Origin of the sequence: Azonexus fungiphilus (genome assembly GCF_003634965.1) — a bacterium.
Taxonomy (GTDB): domain Bacteria; phylum Pseudomonadota; class Gammaproteobacteria; order Burkholderiales; family Rhodocyclaceae; genus Azonexus; species Azonexus fungiphilus.
On sequence record NZ_RBXP01000019.1, the window covers coordinates 57,143 to 75,765 of the forward strand.

The 18,623-nt window shown below is 68.1% G+C and carries 25 protein-coding genes; 6 read left to right on the forward strand and 19 right to left on the reverse strand.

The window, feature by feature from the left end; all coding sequences use genetic code 11:
- Nucleotides 1-16 precede the first annotated feature (16 nt).
- The 17 genes from nifU to rsxA form a co-directional block, all read right to left on the reverse strand.
- Nucleotides 17-913 carry a Fe-S cluster assembly protein NifU gene (nifU, locus tag DFR40_RS15090; RefSeq protein ID WP_121459331.1) on the reverse strand — a complete coding sequence of 299 codons (897 nt, stop codon included), beginning with the start codon at nt 911-913 and terminating at the stop codon, nt 17-19.
- Nucleotides 914-923: 10 nt separating this feature from the next.
- Entirely contained in the window at nt 924-1,247 is a 324-nt protein-coding gene (locus tag DFR40_RS15095; protein WP_121459332.1) for a HesB/IscA family protein, read from the reverse strand.
- A 122-nt stretch (nt 1,248-1,369) separates the two neighbouring features.
- Nucleotides 1,370-1,789, reverse strand: coding sequence for a hypothetical protein (locus DFR40_RS15100; RefSeq protein WP_121459333.1), 420 nt, complete (start codon nt 1,787-1,789; stop codon nt 1,370-1,372).
- Entirely contained in the window at nt 1,789-2,118 is a 330-nt protein-coding gene (locus tag DFR40_RS15105; protein WP_147431345.1) for a hypothetical protein, read from the reverse strand. Before DFR40_RS15105 ends, DFR40_RS15100 begins: the two co-directional genes overlap by 1 nt.
- Nucleotides 2,119-2,126: 8 nt before the next feature.
- On the reverse strand, nt 2,127-2,345 hold the full coding sequence (locus tag DFR40_RS15110) for a CCE_0567 family metalloprotein (protein WP_121459335.1): 219 nt from the start codon (nt 2,343-2,345) through the stop codon (nt 2,127-2,129).
- Between the two features lie 10 nt (nt 2,346-2,355).
- On the reverse strand, nt 2,356-2,805 hold the full coding sequence (locus DFR40_RS15115; protein ID WP_121459336.1) for a NifX-associated nitrogen fixation protein: 450 nt from the start codon (nt 2,803-2,805) through the stop codon (nt 2,356-2,358).
- On the reverse strand, nt 2,795-3,265 hold the full coding sequence (locus DFR40_RS15120; protein WP_121459337.1) for a SoxR reducing system RseC family protein: 471 nt from the start codon (nt 3,263-3,265) through the stop codon (nt 2,795-2,797). Before DFR40_RS15120 ends, DFR40_RS15115 begins: the two co-directional genes overlap by 11 nt.
- Complete coding sequence (locus DFR40_RS15125) at nt 3,262-3,741, reverse strand: NifB/NifX family molybdenum-iron cluster-binding protein (RefSeq protein WP_121459483.1); 480 nt, start codon at nt 3,739-3,741, stop codon at nt 3,262-3,264. Before DFR40_RS15125 ends, DFR40_RS15120 begins: the two co-directional genes overlap by 4 nt.
- A complete protein-coding gene (gene nifN / locus DFR40_RS15130; RefSeq protein ID WP_121459338.1) occupies nt 3,704-5,107 on the reverse strand; it encodes a nitrogenase iron-molybdenum cofactor biosynthesis protein NifN in 1,404 nt (467 codons plus the stop codon). The genes DFR40_RS15125 and nifN overlap by 38 nt, the downstream gene beginning before the upstream one ends.
- Before the next feature lie 118 nt (nt 5,108-5,225).
- On the reverse strand, nt 5,226-6,623 hold the full coding sequence (gene nifE / locus DFR40_RS15135) for a nitrogenase iron-molybdenum cofactor biosynthesis protein NifE (RefSeq protein ID WP_121459339.1): 1,398 nt from the start codon (nt 6,621-6,623) through the stop codon (nt 5,226-5,228).
- A 120-nt stretch (nt 6,624-6,743) separates the two neighbouring features.
- On the reverse strand, nt 6,744-7,016 hold the full coding sequence (locus DFR40_RS15140; RefSeq protein ID WP_121459340.1) for an RnfH family protein: 273 nt from the start codon (nt 7,014-7,016) through the stop codon (nt 6,744-6,746).
- Nucleotides 7,017-7,027: 11 nt separating this feature from the next.
- Nucleotides 7,028-7,696, reverse strand: a complete 669-nt coding sequence (locus tag DFR40_RS15145; protein WP_121459341.1) for an electron transport complex subunit E — start codon at nt 7,694-7,696, stop codon at nt 7,028-7,030.
- A gap of 9 nt (nt 7,697-7,705) precedes the next feature.
- Nucleotides 7,706-8,311 carry an electron transport complex subunit RsxG gene (rsxG, locus tag DFR40_RS15150; RefSeq protein ID WP_121459342.1) on the reverse strand — a complete coding sequence of 202 codons (606 nt, stop codon included), beginning with the start codon at nt 8,309-8,311 and terminating at the stop codon, nt 7,706-7,708.
- 1 nt (nt 8,312) lies between these two features.
- Nucleotides 8,313-9,398 carry an RnfABCDGE type electron transport complex subunit D gene (locus tag DFR40_RS15155; protein WP_121459343.1) on the reverse strand — a complete coding sequence of 362 codons (1,086 nt, stop codon included), beginning with the start codon at nt 9,396-9,398 and terminating at the stop codon, nt 8,313-8,315.
- Between the two features lie 58 nt (nt 9,399-9,456).
- Nucleotides 9,457-10,974 (reverse strand): electron transport complex subunit RsxC, encoded by a 1,518-nt coding sequence (rsxC, locus tag DFR40_RS15160; protein ID WP_121459344.1) that lies wholly within the window; start codon nt 10,972-10,974, stop codon nt 9,457-9,459.
- Nucleotides 10,975-10,984: 10 nt separating this feature from the next.
- On the reverse strand, nt 10,985-11,512 hold the full coding sequence (locus tag DFR40_RS15165; RefSeq protein WP_121459345.1) for an RnfABCDGE type electron transport complex subunit B: 528 nt from the start codon (nt 11,510-11,512) through the stop codon (nt 10,985-10,987).
- Between the two features lie 12 nt (nt 11,513-11,524).
- A complete protein-coding gene (gene rsxA, locus DFR40_RS15170) occupies nt 11,525-12,103 on the reverse strand; it encodes an electron transport complex subunit RsxA (RefSeq protein ID WP_121459346.1) in 579 nt (192 codons plus the stop codon).
- A gap of 278 nt (nt 12,104-12,381) precedes the next feature.
- Between rsxA and nifL the strand changes: the two genes are divergently transcribed.
- Both nifL and nifA read left to right on the forward strand, forming a co-directional pair.
- Nucleotides 12,382-13,914 carry a nitrogen fixation negative regulator NifL gene (nifL, locus tag DFR40_RS15175; protein ID WP_121459347.1) on the forward strand — a complete coding sequence of 511 codons (1,533 nt, stop codon included), beginning with the start codon at nt 12,382-12,384 and terminating at the stop codon, nt 13,912-13,914.
- 16 nt (nt 13,915-13,930) lie between these two features.
- A complete protein-coding gene (gene nifA, locus DFR40_RS15180) occupies nt 13,931-15,547 on the forward strand; it encodes a nif-specific transcriptional activator NifA (RefSeq protein WP_121459348.1) in 1,617 nt (538 codons plus the stop codon).
- Between the two features lies 1 nt (nt 15,548).
- Here nifA and tpx read toward each other — a convergent pair whose 3' ends face one another.
- The gene (tpx, locus tag DFR40_RS15185; protein WP_121459349.1) at nt 15,549-16,052 is read right to left on the reverse strand and encodes a thiol peroxidase; all 504 of its coding nucleotides are present in this window, start codon (nt 16,050-16,052) and stop codon (nt 15,549-15,551) included.
- A gap of 182 nt (nt 16,053-16,234) precedes the next feature.
- On the opposite strand from tpx, the gene DFR40_RS15190 reads away from it, so the two are divergent.
- The 4 genes from DFR40_RS15190 to DFR40_RS15205 are packed head-to-tail and all read left to right on the forward strand — an operon-like array spanning nt 16,235 to nt 17,677.
- The gene (locus DFR40_RS15190) at nt 16,235-16,564 is read left to right on the forward strand and encodes a (2Fe-2S) ferredoxin domain-containing protein (RefSeq protein ID WP_121459350.1); all 330 of its coding nucleotides are present in this window, start codon (nt 16,235-16,237) and stop codon (nt 16,562-16,564) included.
- A gap of 4 nt (nt 16,565-16,568) precedes the next feature.
- Nucleotides 16,569-16,838 (forward strand): nitrogen fixation protein NifZ, encoded by a 270-nt coding sequence (locus DFR40_RS15195; protein ID WP_121459351.1) that lies wholly within the window; start codon nt 16,569-16,571, stop codon nt 16,836-16,838.
- Between the two features lie 3 nt (nt 16,839-16,841).
- Nucleotides 16,842-17,375: a flavodoxin gene (locus DFR40_RS15200; protein ID WP_121459352.1), complete on the forward strand. Its 534-nt coding sequence runs from the start codon at nt 16,842-16,844 to the stop codon at nt 17,373-17,375.
- Nucleotides 17,372-17,677, forward strand: coding sequence for a hypothetical protein (locus DFR40_RS15205; protein ID WP_121459353.1), 306 nt, complete (start codon nt 17,372-17,374; stop codon nt 17,675-17,677). Before DFR40_RS15200 ends, DFR40_RS15205 begins: the two co-directional genes overlap by 4 nt.
- A gap of 6 nt (nt 17,678-17,683) precedes the next feature.
- On the opposite strand, the gene DFR40_RS15210 is transcribed toward DFR40_RS15205, so the two are convergent.
- On the reverse strand, nt 17,684-18,619 hold the full coding sequence (locus DFR40_RS15210) for a GlxA family transcriptional regulator (RefSeq protein ID WP_121459354.1): 936 nt from the start codon (nt 18,617-18,619) through the stop codon (nt 17,684-17,686).
- Nucleotides 18,620-18,623 lie beyond the last annotated feature (4 nt).

Sequence of the window (18,623 nt, forward strand, 5' to 3'; positions counted from 1 at the left end):
GGTTGGGGTGTACGCTTCAGGCCTCTACGGGCATGTGCGACGAGGGCAGCACCTGGACCAGTTCGCCCAGGGCCTCGATCATCTTCTGCTGGATGCCGCCAAGCGTCGCCGCTTCCATCATGCAACCGGAGCAGGCGCCCTTGAGGTGGACGTAGATCTTCTTGCCCTGAACGTCGGCCAGTTCGACATCGCCGTGGTCGCGCTGGAGCATCGGGCGGACCGACTCGAGCACTTCCTCGATCTTCTTGATCTTCTCGACGATCGACAGCTTCTTGCTCGGCGGCTTCGGCGCCTCCGGTGTCGCCGGGCAGACCGGCGGCGGCGAGACTTCGCCGGGACCGGCACGCGAGGCCTTGACCTTGGCCAGGATTTCCTCGATGCCCTCATGGCAGGCGGCGCAGCCGCCACCGGCCTTGGTGTAGAAGGTGACTTCCTCGACGGTGTTGAGGTTGTTGGCGTTGACCACGTCCTCGATCATCACCGCGTCGATGGCGAAGCACTTGCAGATCAGCGCGCCTTCCTCGTGGTCGTCGTGCCATTCCTCGCCGCGGTAGTTGGCGATGGCGGCCTGCAGGGCTTCGCGGCCCATCACCGAGCAGTGCATCTTTTCCGGCGGCAGGCCGTCGAGGTAGTCGGCGATGTTCTGGTTGGAGACTTCCAGCGCCTGGTCCAGGGTCATGCCCTTGATGATTTCGGTCAGCGCCGAGGACGAAGCAATGGCCGAACCGCAACCGAAGGTCTGGAAGTGTGCGTCCTCGATGATTTCCGTTTCCGGATTGACCTTGAGCATCAGGCGCAGCGCATCGCCGCACTGGATCGAACCGACGTCGCCGATGCCGTTGGCCTCCTCGAGCGGCCCGGAATTGCGCGGGTTGAAGAAGTGCTCGCGGACCTTGTCAGAGTATTCCCACATGATCGCGCCCTCAGATCGAGAACGACGAGCCGCAGGAACACTGCGCGCTGGCGTTCGGGTTGTCGAACTTGAAACCGGTGTGGGTCAGCGTGTCGACGAAATCGACGGTGACGTTGTCGATCATCGGCATGGTCATCGGATCGACCAGCAGCTTCACGCCCTCGACTTCGACTTCCCAGTCGTCCTCGGCCTTCTCGGTTTCCAGCTTCATGCCGTACTGCAGGCCGGAACAGCCGCCGCCCGAGATCATCAGGCGCAGGCCGGCGACCGGCGTTTCGGAACCGCGGATGAAACGTTGTACAGCCTTCACGGCGGCAGGGGTCAGATTGATCATGGCGATTCTCCGAAGGGTTGATGAGCAGCTATCTGCAATCCCTGTGCCAACCCGGCGATCAGCGCCAAGCCCATGAATTCAATGGATTGTTGGAGCAGGAGGGCTTGTCGCGTTTGCGACAATCAACCAAGCACGTGTTCGTAGGCCCGACGCAGCAACTGCCGTTCGACCTCGCTCAGGCCGCGCGCCTCGGTGATCGCGATGAAGCGGCTGCCGGTCCGTTCGGCGGCGGCGAATGGCGGATCGATGCCGGCAAAACTGGCCAGCAGCACCGCCACGTCGCCGTCGGGCGTATCCACCCAGGCCTGGAAATCGGCCTCCGGGACGATCGCCCCCTCGGGCAGGCCGAGCTGGAGCTCGGCCTCGCGGACGACGGCGGTCGGATGATGGTGCAGGGTCGGTGCATGGGCTTCGTCGCGCAGCGTCGCCAGTGCCGGCAACGGAGCAAAGGCGACAACCCCCGACGACAGGCAGAGGAAGCGGACGCGGCCGCTGGTCGCCTGCTTGTGCAGCAGGATCAGGCGGGGCAGCAGCGTCTTCATCAGGCGAACTCGCCGAACACCGGTTCGCCACGCAACTGCGCCGGCCGCCCCCAGACCTGGACGGCCTCGACGTAGCGCCGGGCATCGCCGGGGCAAGGCAGCAGCACCTGGTACTCGGCGAAGACGCGGCCGTCGGCGAAGAAGGTCAGCGAGCCGCTGCGCTGCCCCTGCCAGCTGCCGACCAGGCTGACTTCGCGCGAGTAGGGATCGACCGTCTCGGCGAAAGCCAGCCCGTCAACCTGCGGTTCGTCGCCGATCGACAGGCCGAGCTTCTCGACCTGTCGGCGCAGGGCGGCGCAGATCGCCGCCGCGAGCTCGGGGTCCGGCACCGGCATCGTCAGGCGGTCTGGCTTTTCTGCGCCGCCGCCAGGCGGGCGCTGGCCTGCGCCCAGGCCTCGCAGGCGTCGTAGGTGGACTGGGCGATGCCGGGAATTTCGTGATAGGCCGCCGGCAGCCGGTCCTCGACCAGGTCGTGAAGCTGCGACGCCCATTCGGAAGCGATCCGCTTGAGCTTCTTCACTTCCTTGTCGAGGGCGGCAAGTTCTTCATCGCTCATGGCAGCCACCTCACAGCCCGGCGACCGCCGGATGCTGGCCGATCCGCTCGAGGGCAACGGCCAGCAGCTTGTCGGCCTCGTCCTTCATCTTCGACAGGCTGGCAAAACCGAAGCGATGCACGTCGCGCAGCGTCTTGTCGACGGCGACCAGCTTGCCGACGGTGATCAGCGCCCGGCCGAAGCCTTCGTGGGTGAGATGCACCAGCGGCACGGCGAGCAGCTTGCATTCCTTTTCGATGAGCACGGCAATCGCGTTGTAGAACGCCTTGACGCGGGCGATCGTCTCCTCGTCGGGGTCGCCGACCAGCGGGATGGCGGCCTTGCGCTCCTTGGTCATCACGTAGGGATCGAGGATCTGGTCGACACCCCAGCCGGCATAGGTGCCGTAGGTGTCGAGGGCGCGCATCTGGCGGGCCATTTCCTTGACGAAATCGGTTTCGAAGATCGGATCAGTGCTCATGGTGGAACTCCTGTTGGGAAACGGGGGAATGACCGGCGACCGGGATCAGCCGCGGCGCCGGCAGCAGCCCGGGTAGCAGCGCGACAAGCAGGCGGGTGATCGCCAGCGCGGCAACGAAGCCGAGCATCGCGCCGATGGCCGTGGCACTGTCGCTGCCGGCCAGCGCGGTGCCGAGCCAGGCGCCGAGGAGCATGGCGAAGGCCGGGAAAAGGTAGCCGAGCAGCGCCGACAGGCTGAGCCGGCCGGCCGGCAAGGTGACGCTGACCAGGTCGCCGGCGCGGATGCCGGGCGTCGCCGGCAGCGTCAGCAGGGTTGCCGGGCGGCCGGCCGCCATCTTGCCGATGCCGCAGCTGCCGCCCTGGCCGCAACTGGCGCAGCCGGCGGTTTCCATGGCGACGATGGCGAGTCCGCCCTCGACCCGCTGCACGACGCCGCGATGTTCGATCGGTGCGGCGCTCATCCCTGCCACCCCTCGTCGTCCATCGCGGCGAAGCGGTCGCTCGCTGTCGCCTTGGCCTGGGCGGCGATTGCCCGGTCGACCCAGGCCACGCCGCCGTCGCGGATGGCGCCGGAAATCTCGACCAGCAGCTCCTCGACGGCATCGACCTCGCCCACCCGGATCGGCTGGATGCCTACCGCCATCAGTTTCTTGATCGCCGAGGCGCCGATGGCCATGACATAGACGGCAGCGCAGCCGGCGAGGAAATCGACCTTCGCCGCCAGCTTGTCCTCGTTGCCGTCCATCGCCTCCTCGGCGAACTCGGCAACACCGACCAGGGTCGCCTTGTCCGGCGTCACCTCGTAGATGACGAAGCCCTCGGCGGCGCCGAAATGCTGATTGACGCGGCAGCGGTCGGTCGAGGCGAAGGCGATCCGCAGCATGGCCTGCGGCGCCTGCTTAATGGACCAGACCAGCTGCAGTCGACGCGACGACATGGCGTTGTCCGACGCCATCGCGGTCGTCGGCCCAGTAGCGTGAATGATAGGCTTCGAGTTCATGATGTTGTCCCAGCATCAGGTTGGCGAGATCGAACAGGGCCTGCCGCGAGCCGCAGTAGCCCACCCAGCCGCGGGCATAGCCGCCGACCAGGTCGTATTGCGGAAAGCCGGCGCGCAGCAGCGGCAGGCCGAGGCGGCGAGCGGTGTCGGCAGCGTGCGAGTTGGCGATCACCAGTTGGGCGCCGCCGGCGCGCGCTGCCTTTTCCATGTCCTCGAGGTCGCCGACGACGACCTGCTCGATGGCCAGTCCGGCCAGGCTGTCGTGCCGGTGCGGGCTGACCGCGGCGACGATCTCGGCGCCCATGCCGCGCAGGAAGCGGACCTGCATGCCGAGCAGGTCGGGATCGGCGGCCAGCGCGATACGCGCGAAACCGAGCATGAAATGGCTATCCACCATCGCGTCCTGCAGTTGCGCGCGCTGGCGTTCGATCCGCGCCGGCACCGGCTGGCCGGAAATGCTGGCAAGCGCCTGGGTGAAGGCGTCGCAATCGTCGAGCCCCATCAACCCGGCAAAACGGTAGTCGGGAACGCCGGTCAGCTCGTGCAGCAGATCGGCCGCCCGGGCCAGCGACGGCCCGATCACCAATGTTGCGGTCGACTCGCCCATGGCCTCGATTTCCGCCCGCGGCGTACCGCCGATGGTCAATGACGAGAATTCGGCCTCGACCAGGTGACCGTCGAGCGAATCGGCGATGTCCGGGACCACCACCGGGCGCAGCCCGAAAGCCTCGATCCATTCCTTGATCGCCTCGATGTCGCCGGGCGTCAGCATCGCCGACGCCAGCACGTTGACCTGGCGCGGCCGCCGGCCGGCGCAGTCGCTTGCCGGCACCAGCGTGCGCAGCAGCGCCTCGAGCGCCAGCGCATAGCCGCTCTCGAGGCAGCCGAGGTAATCCGGGGTATTGACCGGGACCACCGCCACCCCGGCAAACTCCGGGTAGGCCGCGCGGAATTCCTTGAGCGAGCGCTGGATGTCGGTGCCCTGCGTTTCCGACAAGCCGGTGGTGACCAGGCCGATGATCTCCGGCCGGCTCTTCTCGGACAGCGTGCGCAGCGCCTCGACGACATTCTCGTCGGCGCCCATGATCGACGACACCTGGTCCATCGCCGTCGTCTGCAGCGGGATCGGCTCGCGGAAATGGCGCACGAAGAAGACCTTGCCGAAGGCGGTGCACCCCTGCGAGCCATGCATCAGCGGCAGGCTGCGGTTGAGCCCGAGGAAGGCGAGCGAGGCGCCGACCGGCTGGCTGACCTTCAGCGGATTCACCGCCAGCGCTTTCTTGGATTGGATGATTTCGGCCATGGGGACGTCGTCCTGATCTGATTAACGTATTCCTTGCAAGGAATGCGCCACCGAAAAAACGCTTTTTAAACAATGCACTGCGGAAAATCCAAATGTCGCAAACACGACAAGCTCTGCATCAAGCCACCAGTACCGTCCCCGAACCGCCACCGGCCCACGGCGCCGGTTTCCTGACCGCGGCCCACACCGGGCTTTCCATCGACAGCGCCAGCTGGCGGGCGAGTTCGCTCATGCCGGCGTAGCCGGCGTAGCCGAATTCGCGTTCCTGGTTGATGTCGAGGAAGGGAATGCGCGCCTTCAGCGCGGTATAGAGGTTGCGGCCGCCGGCGATCAGGATGTCGGCCCGGTACTCGTGATAGGTCGACAGCAGCGCCTTCGGGCTGCCGTCGTCGATCATCTTGGTGTCCTCGCCCATCAGCTCGCGGATGCGCGCCTTGTCTTCCTCGGTCGATTTCTTGGTGCCGGTGGCGACGACCTTCATGCCCAGGTCCTGCAGCGCCGAGACGATCGACCACGACTTGACGCCGCCGGTGTAGAGCAGCACCCGCTTGTCCTTCAGCCGCGCCCGCCAGGGTTCGAGGGCGGCATTGGCGCGGGCTTCCTCGCGGGCGATCACCGCCTCGGTACGGGCGATCAGGCCGGGATCGCCGATCAGCCGGGCGAACTCGCGCAGCGCTGTGGAAACGTCCTGGACGCCGTAGAAACTGCCCTCGAAATAGGGTTGACCGTAAGCGTCCTGCATCTTGCGCGCGACATTGAGCAGGGCCTTGGCGCAGACCACCATGTTCACCTTCGCCCGGTGCATCGTCTGCACCTCGTGGAAGCGCGCGTCGCCGGAGAGCGTGCACAGGATGCGCAGGCCGAGTTCGTCGAACAGCGGGGCGACGTGCCAGAACTCGCCGGCGATGTTGTATTCGCCGATCAGATTGACGTCGTAGGTCGGCAGGCCGTCCGGGCGCGGATTCGCCGGCTCCGGTTCGCGGGTGCCGATGACGTGCTTGAACATGGCTTCGCCGGCGAGCCGGTTGCCGAGGTTCTTGGTGCCGTAGAAACCCGCCGCATCGACCGGCACCACCGGCACGCCGACACGCTCGGCGGCAGCCTTGCAGACGGCATCGACGTCATCGCCGATGAGCGCGGTGACGCAGGTGTTGTAGACGAAGACGGCGGCCGGCGAGTAACTGTCGACGGCCTGCTTGATCGCGTGGAACAGGCGCTTCTCGCCGCGGCCCATGACCACGTCGGTTTCCGAGAGGTCGGTGGTCATCCCGATCTTGTACAGGGTGACGCCGCTCGAGCGCGTGCCGCGGTTGTCCCAGGACGACCCGGCGCAGGCGATCGGCCCGTGCACGATGTGGGCGACGTCGGCGATCGGCAGCAGCGCGATCTGGGCGCCGTCGAAGGAACAGCCGCCGGCGGTGGCGCCGGGCTTGGGCCGGGCGCACCCGGACTTTTCCTTGTGGTTGTGGCTGCAGGCCGGCTCGTCGAGCAGGGCCTGGATATCGCTGGCTTTCATGCGCGTTCTCCGGTTGTCCGGTCAAACTTCAGCAAGATGGGTGCCACTGATCAAATATCTGTTTTCAAACGATTTCTGCAAAGCCGACGATGTCGGAAAAACGACAAGCCGCGGTCGCGCTCAGTCGTCCTCGTCGGCATCGCGGCGCGGCACCGTCGCCGGGTCGCAGATGATCGCCCGGTAGATCTCGACCCGGTCGCCCGGGCGTAACGGCGCATCGAGCTTGACCAGCTTGCCGAAGATGCCGACCTTCTGGGTCGCCAGGTCGATCTGCGGAAACTGCCCGAGGATGCCAGAACGGTCGATGGCGTCCTGCACCGTCGCCGCGTCGGGGACTTCGATGTTCAGCCACAGTTGCTGGCCGGGTTCGGAATAGGCGATGCCGATCTGCATGCGGGCGCTCCTCAGGCGGTGGCGGGACTCGGCCGGGCGGCGGCGCGCTCGGCCAGGCGGCGTTCGAGCAGGCGCTTGCCGGCGAGCAGGAAACCGAGCACGGCGAAGGCGCCGGGCGGCAGGATCATGAGCAGGGCACCGCCGTAGCCGGGCACCTGGACTTCGAGAAAGGCGAAGGCCGGGCCGAGCAGCTGCGAGGCCTGGGCGAACAGCGTGCCGGCGCCGAGGAATTCGCGGATCAGGCCGATCAGCGTCAGCGCGCCGGTGAAGCCGAGGCCCATCGCGATGCCGTCGACCGCACTGGCCAGAATGCCGTTCTTCACCGCGAAAGCCTCGGCCCGGCCGAGGATCGCGCAATTGACGACAATCAGCGCGATGAACAGCCCGAGCACCTTGTACAGCTCGTGCACCCAGGCATTCATCGCCAGGTCGACGATGGTCACCAGCGTCGCGATGAGCACGACGAAGACCGGAATCCGCACCTGCGAGCTGACCGTCTGCCGGATCAGCGACACCAGCATGTTGGAGACGACCAGTACCGCCGTCGTCGCCAGGCCCATGCCGAGGCCGTTGGTGCCGCTGGTGGTCACCGCCATCGTCGGGCACAGCGCCAGCATCTGCGCGAAGACGACGTTCTGCTCCCAGAGGCCGTCCTTGAAGATCTTCGAGTTCTCGCTCATGGCCAGCTCCTAACCGGTGATTTCCTGCTTGCGGGCGGCGAAGAAGTCGAGCCCGCCCTTGACCGCCTTGACCACGGCGCGCGGCGTGATGGTGGCGCCGGCGAACTGGTCGAAGACGCCGTTATCCTTCTTCACGGCCCATTTCTCCGGCCCCGGATCGGCCAGCGACTTGCCGTCGAAGGCGAGCACCCAGTCGTCCTTGCGCAGCTCGATCTTGTCGCCCAGGCCGGGCGTCTCGCTGTGCTTGAGGACGCGCACGCCGAGCGTGCGGCCGTCCATGTCCACCGCCATCAGGATCTGGATCTCGCCGGCGTAGCCGCGCTCGGCGACCTTGAACAACGCCGCCCTGACCTCGCCGCCGTGGCGGGCGCGATAGACGGTGATGGTTTTTCCGTCTTTTTCGAGGTCGACCGTGTCCTTCAGGAAATCGTTGTCGGCCAGCCCGCGCGGCAGCACTTCCGCCAGCGAATCGCGCAGGTCCTTGGCCTCGGCGGCGGCGATGGCCGGGCCGGTGGCCGCCGACACCGCGGCCAGCGCGGCACTGGCCAGCAAGGCAACGGCACCGAGCAGCAGCGGCTGGTAAGCGAGCTTCTCGCGCAGGATGTCGAGCTTCATCTCAGGCTTTCTCCGGCTGATCAAGGGGTTTGCCGCGACGATCGCGGCCGAGGATGCGCGGCTTGACGAAACGGTCGATCACCGGCGTCAGCGCGTTCATCAGCAGCACCGCGAAGGCCATGCCCTCGGGGTAACCGCCGAAACTGCGGATGACCCAGGTCAGGAAACCGATGCCCAGGCCGAAGATCAGCTGGCCGGTGGCGGTATTCGGCGACGTCACGTAGTCGGTGGCGATGAAGAAGGCGCCGAGCAGCAGCGCCCCCGACAGCAACTGCGCCTCGGCCCCGAGGAAACGGCCGGGATCGAGCGCATGCCCGATCGCCGCCGGGATGGCGACGCCGGCGAGCACGCCGAGCGGCGCCTGCCAGGTGATGACGCGGGTGAGCAGCAGATAGAGGCCGCCGCACAGGATGAGCAGCGCCGCCGACTCGCCGAAACTGCCCGGGCGCAGCCCCAGCCACGACGTCGCCGGCGCCGCGGCAAGTGCCTGGCCGAGGTCGAGGCCGCGCGCCAGTTCGGTCTTGGCGTGGCCGAGCAGCGTCGCGCCGGTGATTGCGTCGGGTACCGGCAAGCTGCCGAGGAAGATGCGCAGCCCGGCGACGAAATCCGGTGCCGGCAGCGTCGCCATCGGCAGGGGCAGCACCCACAGCGTCAGCGGCAGCGGGAACGACACCAGCAGCGCCACCCGCGCCACCATCGCCGGGTTGAACACGTTCTGGCCGACGCCGCCGAACACCTGCTTGCCGATCACGATCGCGATGCAGCCGCCGAGCACCGCCACCCACCAGGGCGCCCAGGGCGGCAGGGTCATCGCCAGCAGCCAGCCGGTGAGCGCGGCCGAGCCGTCGAGCAAGGTTGCACGGATGCGCGGACTGCCGGTCAGTTTCAGCGCCAGCGCCTCGCTGCCGACACAGGAGAGGATGCACAGCAGCCACAGGAAGAAGGACGGCCAGCCGTACAGCCAGAATCCGTACAGGGTTGCCGGCAACAAGGCCAGCTGCACCCGGAACATCGTCCGGCCGACCGAATTGCCGCCATGGGCGTGCGGGGAAGCTACCGGCGGGGTGGTGATCGCAAGCGGGGTCATGAGGAGGGACCTTCCAGCAGAAATGGGCAAACCGGGGCAAGCGGCGTTTCGACGAAACTCATGTCCCCGCCTCCACCGTCTGGGCAGCCGCCGCGGCCTTGGCGGCCGCCGCCGCTTCCCGCTCGGCCTTGCGCCTGGCGGCCGCTTCGGCCTTTTCGCGGGCCTCGCGGTCGAGGCGTTCCTGGCGCTGCAGGGCCAGCTTGCGGGTGGCCTCGTTGCGCAGCTTGCCGCGCTCCTGGGCCGCCAGCTCGCCCTTGGCATGGACGAAGTACTGGACCAGCGGGATCTTCGACGGGCAGACGTAGGCGCAGCAGCCGCAGGCGATGCAATCCTTGAGGCCGATATCGACGGCGTCGGCGTAGGCCTGGTTGCGGATGCGGGCGCTCATTTCGAGCGGCAGCAGGCCGACCGGACAGGCCTTGACGCAACTGCCGCAGCGGATGCACGGATCGGGTTCGCGGCTGGCGACCTCGGCCGCGTCGAGGGCGAGGATGCCGCTGCTGCCCTTGACCACCGGCACCCGCCAGTGCGGAATCTGCATCCCCATCATCGGACCGCCGACGATCCGCCGCGCCAGCCCGAGGCCATCGCCCTTGAGGCCGCCGGCGAAGGCGAGGACGTCCTCGGCGAGCGTGCCGATGCGCACCTCGACGTTGCCCGGATCGGCGACGCAGTTGCCGTTGACCGTCAGCAGCCGCGAAATCAGCGGCTTGCCTTCGCGGATCGCGGCGCGCACGGCGAGCGCGGTACCGACGTTGTGCACCAGGATGCCGATGTCGAAGGCGCGGCCGTCGGCCGGCACCTCCTTGCCGGTCAGCACCTGGATCAGCTGTTTTTCCGAGCCCATCGGGTAGCGCGCCGGCACCGGCCGCACCTCGATGTCCGCCTGGCCGGCAGCGGCGGCCTGCATGGCGGCGATCGCTTCCGGCTTGTTGTCCTCGATGCCGACCAGCGCCAGGCGGGCGCCGCAGGCGTGACGCATGATCCGGATGCCGTCGACGATGGCCGCGGCGGCATCGCGCATCAGGCGGTCGTCGCAGGACAGATAGGGTTCGCACTCGCCGCCGTTGATCACCAGCGTCGTCACCTGCGAGCGCGCGGCGCCGCTCAGCTTGACCGCCGACGGGAAAGCGGCGCCGCCGAGGCCGACGACGCCGGCGGCAGCGACGCGGCGGCCGATCTCGGCCGGCGCCAGGGCGAAGGGATCGGCGCAACCGTCCAGTTCGCACCACTGGTCGCGGCCGTCGGCCTCGAGGATGATCGCCGGCAGCGTCAGTCCCGACGGATGCGGCGCCGTGACTTCGCTGACGGCGACGATGGTGCCCGAGGTCGGCGCATGAATCGGCGCCGACACCGCGCCCTGCGCCTCGGCAATCAGCTCGCCCTTGAGCACCGTCTGGCCGACCAGCACCACCGGTCGCGCCGGGCTGCCGAGATGCTGCTGCAGCGGCAGGTAGAGACGGGCCGGCAGCGGCATCGTGCGCACCGGGCGATCGGCGGCCGGGCGCTTGCGGTCGTCGGGATGGACACCCCAGTCGTCGCCGGCCAGCTGCTTGAACAATTGCATCAGTCCCATGGTCGTCGCCTCAGGCTGCCAGCGGCCTGGGCATGACCCAGTGCTGCAGGGTGACCGGCAGCGGCTTCATGCTCAGCGCCTCGGTCGGACATTTCTCGACGCAGCTGGCACAGCCGGTGCAGGCCTCGCGGAAGACGTTATGGACCTGCTTGGCGGCGCCGATGATGGCGTCGGTCGGGCAGACCTTGCTGCAGCGACAGCAGCCGATGCACAGCTCCTCGGCGACCAGGGCGATCTTCGGCCCGTCGTCGGCGAGCCCGGAGAGATCGACGCTGAGGCCAAGCCGGGCGGCGATCGCCGAGGCCAGCGCCTTGCCGCCGGGCGGGCAGCAGGTCGGCGGCGCCGAGCCGTCAACGATCGCGGCGGCCGCCCCGGAACAGCCGGGGAAGCCGCACTGGCCGCAGTTCGAGCCGGGCATCATGGCGATCAGTTCGTCGACCACCGGGTTGCCCTCGACGCTGAGGAACTTGCTGGCGATCCCGAGGACGACGCCGAGCACGGCGCCGAGCAGGGTCAGACTGAGGACGGCGGCGAGCATGACATTCCTCCCTTAGACGTTGAGGCCCGAGAAGCCCATGAAGGCCAGGGCGAGCAGGCTGATGGTGATGAAGGCGACCGGGGCGCCGGCGAAGGCGGCGGGCACGCGGGCGAGCGCGACGCGTTCGCGCAGGCCGGCGAAGATCAGCAGCACCAGCGTGAAGCCGAGCGCCGAGCCGAAGCCGTAGAGCAGGCTCTTGAACAGGCTGTACTGCTGCTGCACGTTGAGCAGCGCGACACCGAGCACGGCGCAGTTGGTGGTGATCAGCGGCAGGTAGATGCCGAGCGACTGGTAGAGGCCGGGGCTCGATTTCTTGATGAACATCTCGGTGAACTGGACGACCGAGGCGATCACCAGGATGAAGCAGAGGATGCGCAGGTAACCCAGGCCGAGCGGTTGCAGCAGCCAGTTGTCGAGCATCCACGAGGCGGCGCTGGCGAGCACCAGGACGAAGGTCGTCGCCAGGCCCATGCCGAAGGCGCTGTCCACGCTCTTGGAAACGCCCATCACCGGGCACAGGCCAAGGAACTTGATCAGTACGACGTTGTTGACCAGCGCCGTGGACAACAACAGGAGGAGGATTTCACTCATGGTCCGCAAACTCGGAAAGGAGATCGCCCCCTCCTCTGCATAAGGCATGCCAAGCCCCTGGCGGGGCCGCCGCTGCCCAGCCGGCGCCATTTTCACGGTCGACACCCCAAAACGGTGCATTTTCAGGACAAGGGCTTGTCGCAAAAGCCACAGCGGAATTGTCGATTTCCCGCCGAAGCCGCGACAAACGGGGCATCCGCGACAATCGCGGCGGCGCGGCATGGAAACTGCTTTGTCACGGTCGACGCCTGTTCAGGCCCAATTTCCGGAGTTTGTCCATGTCGGCCCAGCCCCTCGCCCAGCCCAGCAACGAAAACGACCCGAGAACCAGCCTGCCGCCCGAGGTTTACCGCCAGGCCGTGAGCCAGGCCGACCTGGCCATCTCGATCACCGACCCGGCGGCGCGCATCCTCTACGCCAACGAGAGCTTCAGCCGGATCACCGGCTACGGCCGCGACGACATCGTCGGCCTCAACGAATCGGTGCTCTCCAACCACACCACCCCGCGCGAGGTCTATGCCGACATGTGGACGGCGCTGCGCGCCCGGCGGCCGTGGTCGGGCAAGCTGCTCAACAAGCGCAAGTGCGGCGACGTCTATCTCGCCGAACTGTCGATCACGCCGGTACTCGACGCCGCCGGCGAGATCACCCACTACCTCGGCATGCACCGCGACGTCACCGAGCTGCACCGGCTCGAGCGCACCGTGCGCAACCACAAGCAGCTGATCGAATCGGTGATCGACGCGGCGCCGGTCGCCTTCGCGCTGCTCGACCCGTCCGGCCGCGTCGTCCTCGACAACCAGGAATACAAGAAGCTGGTCACCGACATGCGCGCCAAGGAGCCGGCGCACCGGCTGCTCGACGCGCTGGCGCCGGAATGGTACGAGGCGCTGGCCGGCGACATCCGCCGCTGCGAGTTCAGCAACCGCGAAATGCGCCTCGACAGCCCGGGCGGCCGCGCCCGCTGGCTGTCGGTGAGCACCTCGGCGATCGAGATGCACAGCGAGTGCGCCGACAGCTACTTCTGCGCCGCCGGCCAACCGGGCCTGCTGCTGGTCATCGCCGACATCACCAACCTGCGCGAGGAGCAGGAGCGGGCCAAGGGCGCCGCACTGAAGGCCTCGCTGGCCGACGAGGAGCGCACCGCGGCGATCCGCGAGGGCCTGTCGGCCGCCGTCTTCCGCCTCGAGGAACCGCTCAACGTGATGGCCTCGGCAATCGCCGTGCTCCAGCGCCGCGACCCGGCCAGCGCCGAGATGCTGCGCCACGCCCTCGACACCAGCCGCGAGCACATCGAGACGCTGCGCCAGGTGATCCCGCAAAGCCCGCAGGAGATGGTGATCAGCGTCAATCTGAACGAAGTCCTGCGCGACGTCCTCGAAGTGTGCACGCCGCGCCTGCTCAAGGCGGGGATCACGGTCGACTGGCAACCGTCGCCGGTTTTGCCGCCGCTGACCGGTCGACCGTTGCAGTTGCGGATGCTGTTCAAGGCGCTGGTCGAGAACGCGATCGAGGCGATGAACGTCAAGGGCTGGCTGCGCCGCGAGCTGCAGATCACCAGCCAGCTGGTCGACGACTGCATCCGCGTCGCCGTCCTCGACAGCGGCCCGGGCATCCCGATGGAGTGGCGGCACAAGGCCTTCGAGCCCTTCTTCACGGCCAAGACCGGCGTCGGCAAGCACATCGGCACCGGCCTCTCGCGCGCCCAGCAGGTCGTCGCCGACCACGGCGGCATCATCGATCTCGACGAGAGCCCGAGCGGCGGCTGTGCCGCCATCGTCGAATTCCGCGTCGACGGCGACCCGATCTGAGCAGGACGACCACGCCATGCAAGATACCCAGCCCCTCCATCTCGCCGACGAATGCCCGCCCGGCGGCGGCTTCTGCCGCACGCACGAGCTCAACATCCTGCTCCTCGCGGCGCTCTATGCGGTCAGCCGCGAGCTGAGCCGCTCGCTCAACTTCAACGAATCGCTGCGCGAAGTGCTGCGCGTGCTGCACGAGGAAGCCGGCCTGGCCCACGGCCTGATCGGCGTCGTCGATGCCGAAAGCGGCAAGCTGGCGATCCACACCATCTACAACCCCGACGGCCCGAACGCCGACAGCGCCCAGTACGGCCCCGGCGAGGGCATGATCGGGCTGATCCTGGAGCGGCCGCGGACGATCAAGCTGGCCCGCGTCGCCGACGAACCGCGCTTTCTCAACCGGATTCGCATCTACGCCGAGGAACTGCCCTTCATCGCCGTGCCGATCAAGGTCGGCGGCAACCTCCAGGGCGTCCTCGCGGTCCAGCCGGAAGCGCCGGAAGACGGCCTGCTCGAGGAGCGCGCCCAGTTCGTCGAGATGGTCGCCAACCTGATCGGCCAGAACCTGCGCCTGGCGATGGACGTCGCCCAGGAGAAATCGACGCTGCTCGAGGAGCGCGACCTGCTCCGCCGCACCGTCCGCCACCAGCACGGCTTCGACAGCATGGTCGGGCATTCGGCAGTGATGCGCCGGGTCTTCGAGCAGGCGCGCATGGTCGCCAAGTGGAACACCACCGTGCTCATCCGCGGCGAGACCGGCACCGGCAAGGAGCTGATCGCCAACGCCATCCACTACAACTCGCCGCGCGCCCGCAACATGCTGATCAAGCTCAATTGCGCGGCGCTGCCCGAGAACCTGCTCGAATCCGAACTCTTCGGCCACGAGCGCGGTGCCTTCACCGGTGCCGTCGAGGCGCGCAAGGGGCGCTTCGAGCAGGCCAACGGCGGCACCCTGTTCCTCGACGAAATCGGCGAAGTCTCGCCGGCCTTCCAGGCCAAGCTGCTGCGCATCCTGCAGGAAGGCGAGTTCGAGCGGGTCGGCGGCAGCAAGACGATCAAGGTCGACGTGCGCATCATCGCCGCCACCCACCGCGACCTCGAAACCGCCGTCGAGATGGGCGACTTCCGCGAGGACCTGTTCTACCGCCTGAACGTCATGCCGCTGTTCCTGCCGCCGCTGCGCGAGCGCATCGAGGACATCCCGGAGATCGCCAAGCACCTGCTCGGCAAGATCGGCGGCGACCAGAAGCGCAAGCTGACGCTCAGCGACATGGCCCAACGCCGCCTGGCCAGCCACGACTGGCCGGGCAACGTGCGCGAACTGGAAAACTGCCTGGAGCGCGCCGCCGTGCTCTCGGAAGACGGCCGCATCGACGTCGACCTGATCCGTTTCCCGAGCACCCGCGAGCGCGGTTCGGCGCGGCCGCTGCGCACCGTCCCGGCGAGCAGCAGCGGAGCAGCGCCCGGGCCGGCCGAGGTAGACATCAACGATCCCTCGCTATCCGAGCGCGAGCGGGTCGTCGCCGCGCTCGAACAGGCCGGCTGGGTGCAGGCCAAGGCGGCCCGCATCCTCGGCATGACCCCGCGCCAGATCGCCTATCGCATCCAGACGCTGAACATCGAGGTCAAGCAGTTCTGACTCAGGCGAGCGCCGCCAGCGCCGCCGCGTAGTCCGGCTCCTGCTTGATTTCCGGAACCAGCTCGGCATGCACGACGACGTCCCGCTCGTCGAGGACGACGACGGCGCGCGCGGTCAGCCCGGCAAGCGGGCCGCTGGCGATGGCGACGCCGTAGGACTCAAGGAAGTCGCGGCCACGCAGCGTCGACAGCGTCTGCACGTTGGCCAGCCCCTCGGCCCCGCAGAAGCGCGACTGGGCGAACGGCAGGTCGGCCGAGATGCAGAGGACGACGGTGTTGGGCAGCGCCGCCGCGGCCTGGTTGAAGTGGCGCACCGAGGTCGCGCAGGTCGGCGTGTCGATGCTCGGGAAGATGTTGAGGATCTTGCGCTTGCCGGCAAAGGCGGCCAGCGTGACGTCAGAGAGATCCTTGGCGACCAGCGAGAAGGCCGGGGCGTGGTCGCCCTTGGCCGGGAAGCGGCCGGTGACGGCGATCGGGTTGCCGGCCAGCGTGACGGAATGGGACATTCGGGTGCTCCTGAGTTTATGGTTGTTCGAGCCGGATCAGACTGCCGGCCACGACAAAGATTCCCGCAAACCGGCGACTGTCGCAAACCCGACAAGGCAAGCACACCCCAAGCCATTGAATAAATTCGGATAAATCCTGGCATCTCCCTTGCAAGGCAAAGCCCATCGACAAGGAGACCGCCATGCCCAAACCCAAGAAACATGTTCTCGTCTGCGTCCAGGGCCGCCCCGCCGGCCACCCGCGCGGCTCCTGCCAGGACAAGGGCTGTGCCCGCACCTGGCAGGCCTTTTCCGACGAATTCACCAGCCGCAACCTGTGGGCCGCCGGCTTCCAGCTGACCAACACCGGCTGCCTCGGCCCCTGCCACCTCGGCCCCAGCGTCATCGTCTATCCCGAGGGCACGATGTACGTCGGGGTAACGCCGGAAGATGTCGGCACGATCATCGACGAGGACCTGATGTTCGACCAGCCGGTCGCGCGCCTCCGGGCCCCCGCCGACGTCTGGGCCTGAGATCATGGCCAGCGTCCAGTACGACATCGGCGACCTAGTCTATGCCGCCGAAGACATCCTCAACGATGGCGGCATGCCCGGCATCGACGAGGCCGAGGGCCTGATCGCGCCGGCCGGCGCGCGCGGCGTCGTCGTCCATTACGGGCATGCGGAAATCGATCCCAGCCGCGAGATCTACCTGGTCCGCTTCGAGACCGGCCCCGACGGCACGCTCGGCAACCCGGTCGGCGTGCTGCCCGAGGAGCTGACCCAGGATCTGACGGTCGACGCCTGAAAAATGGAAAAAATCGGCATCTTCTTCGGCACCGACACCGGCCGCACCCGGCTGGTTGCCAAACAGATCGCCCGGAAACTCGGCGACGCCGCTGCCGCACCAATCAACATCGGGCGGACGACGGTGGCCGACTTCCTCGCCTGCCGCCGGCTGATCGTCGGCAGTCCGACGCTGGGCGACGGCGAACTGCCCGGCGCCTCGACCGGCCTGGCCCAGCCGAGCTGGGAGGAGTTCCTGCCGCAGCTCGCCACGGCCGACCTCGCCGGCCACACCATCGCCATCTTCGGCCTCGGCGACCAGCGCAAATACCCCGGCGAGTTCGTCGACGCCATCGGCATCCTCCACGACGCCCTGGCCGAACGCGGCGCCACGCTGGTCGGCCGCTGGCCGGTGGCCGGCTACGAATTCACTGCCTCGCGCGCCGTCGATGGCGAGGAGTTCCTCGGCCTGGCGCTCGACCAGCACCACCAGCCGCTGCTCAGCGAAGCCCGCATCGACGCCTGGCTGGCGCAGATCCGGCCGGCACTGCTGCGATGAACGCCAATCCCTGGTCGCTGCCCAAGCACCGCGCGCTGCGCCGGCTGCTGGTCAGCCTCGACGCCCGGGTCGCCGAGGCCTGCGACGTCGCCCCCGACGACGGCGCCGATCCCGCCATCGTCACGCTGCGCCACGCCGAACTCGCCGACCTGCGCGCCCACGTCTACCTGCACGGTCAGCGGCCGGGCACCTACGGCGTCTTTTTCGAATACCCGAACCCGTTGCCCGGGATCATCGAGACCGAAGAAAACCTGCCGCTGCCCAAGGCCCTGGCCAGCCTGGCGCTGCACTTCGCCGCCTGACGCGGCTCAGTCGGCGGCGCGCCCGGGCGAACCGGCCGCATGCTGTTTCCACACCCGGCGCAGGTCGCGCGCCGAGGCGAAGCCGGCGCCCTCGGCGGCACGCTCGACGCTCTGCCCCTGGGCGATCAACTGGCGCGCCAGCTCGACGCGCAGGCCGTGGCGGTAATCGAGCAGGCCGATTCCGGCCTCGTTGCGGAACAGCCGGCTCAAATGCCGCGGGCTGACATGCACCTGCGCCGCGATCTCGCCGACCGAAATATCCGCCGCCGGATCGCGGGCGATCAGGTCCTGCGCCTTGTGCACCGCCGGGTGCAGGTGGTTGCGATGGGCCAGCCAGGGCGACAACTGCGGGTCGGCGCCGGTGCGCCGCAGGTAGATCACCATCCGCCGCGCCACCTGCGTCGCCAGCAAGCCGCCGGCAAAGCGTTCGACAATGGCCAGCGCCAGGTCCACGCCGCCGGCGATGCCGGCCGAGGTGAACACCGATCCGTCCTCGACGAACATCCGGTTCTCCAGCACCTGTGCCTGCGGCGCCCAGTCGCGCAGCATGGCGATCAGCGCGTGGTGCGTCGTGCACCGGCGACCGTCGAGCAGGCCGGCGCGCGCCGCCAGCAGCGAACCCGAGCAGATGCAGGCGAGCCGGTGGCGGGCCGGGTCGAACTGCGCGTGCAGCCAGTCGATGATCGCCAGCGCCGCCGGCGTCGCGTAGTCGCGCGGCTCGTCCTCGGTGCCGAGCAGGAAGACCAGGGTGTCGTCGGCCAGCGTCTGCGGCAGCGGATCGACGCGATTGACCACGCCCAGCGAATTGACGCACTCGGCCTGCGGCCCGGCCACGCACAGGCGGAACGGCGCACCGGCCTGCGCCGCCATGTGGATGACCTCGGCCGGCCCGGCGAAATCGAAGGCCGTGTGTTGCGGATGCAGGATGAACAACATGTCCATGGCA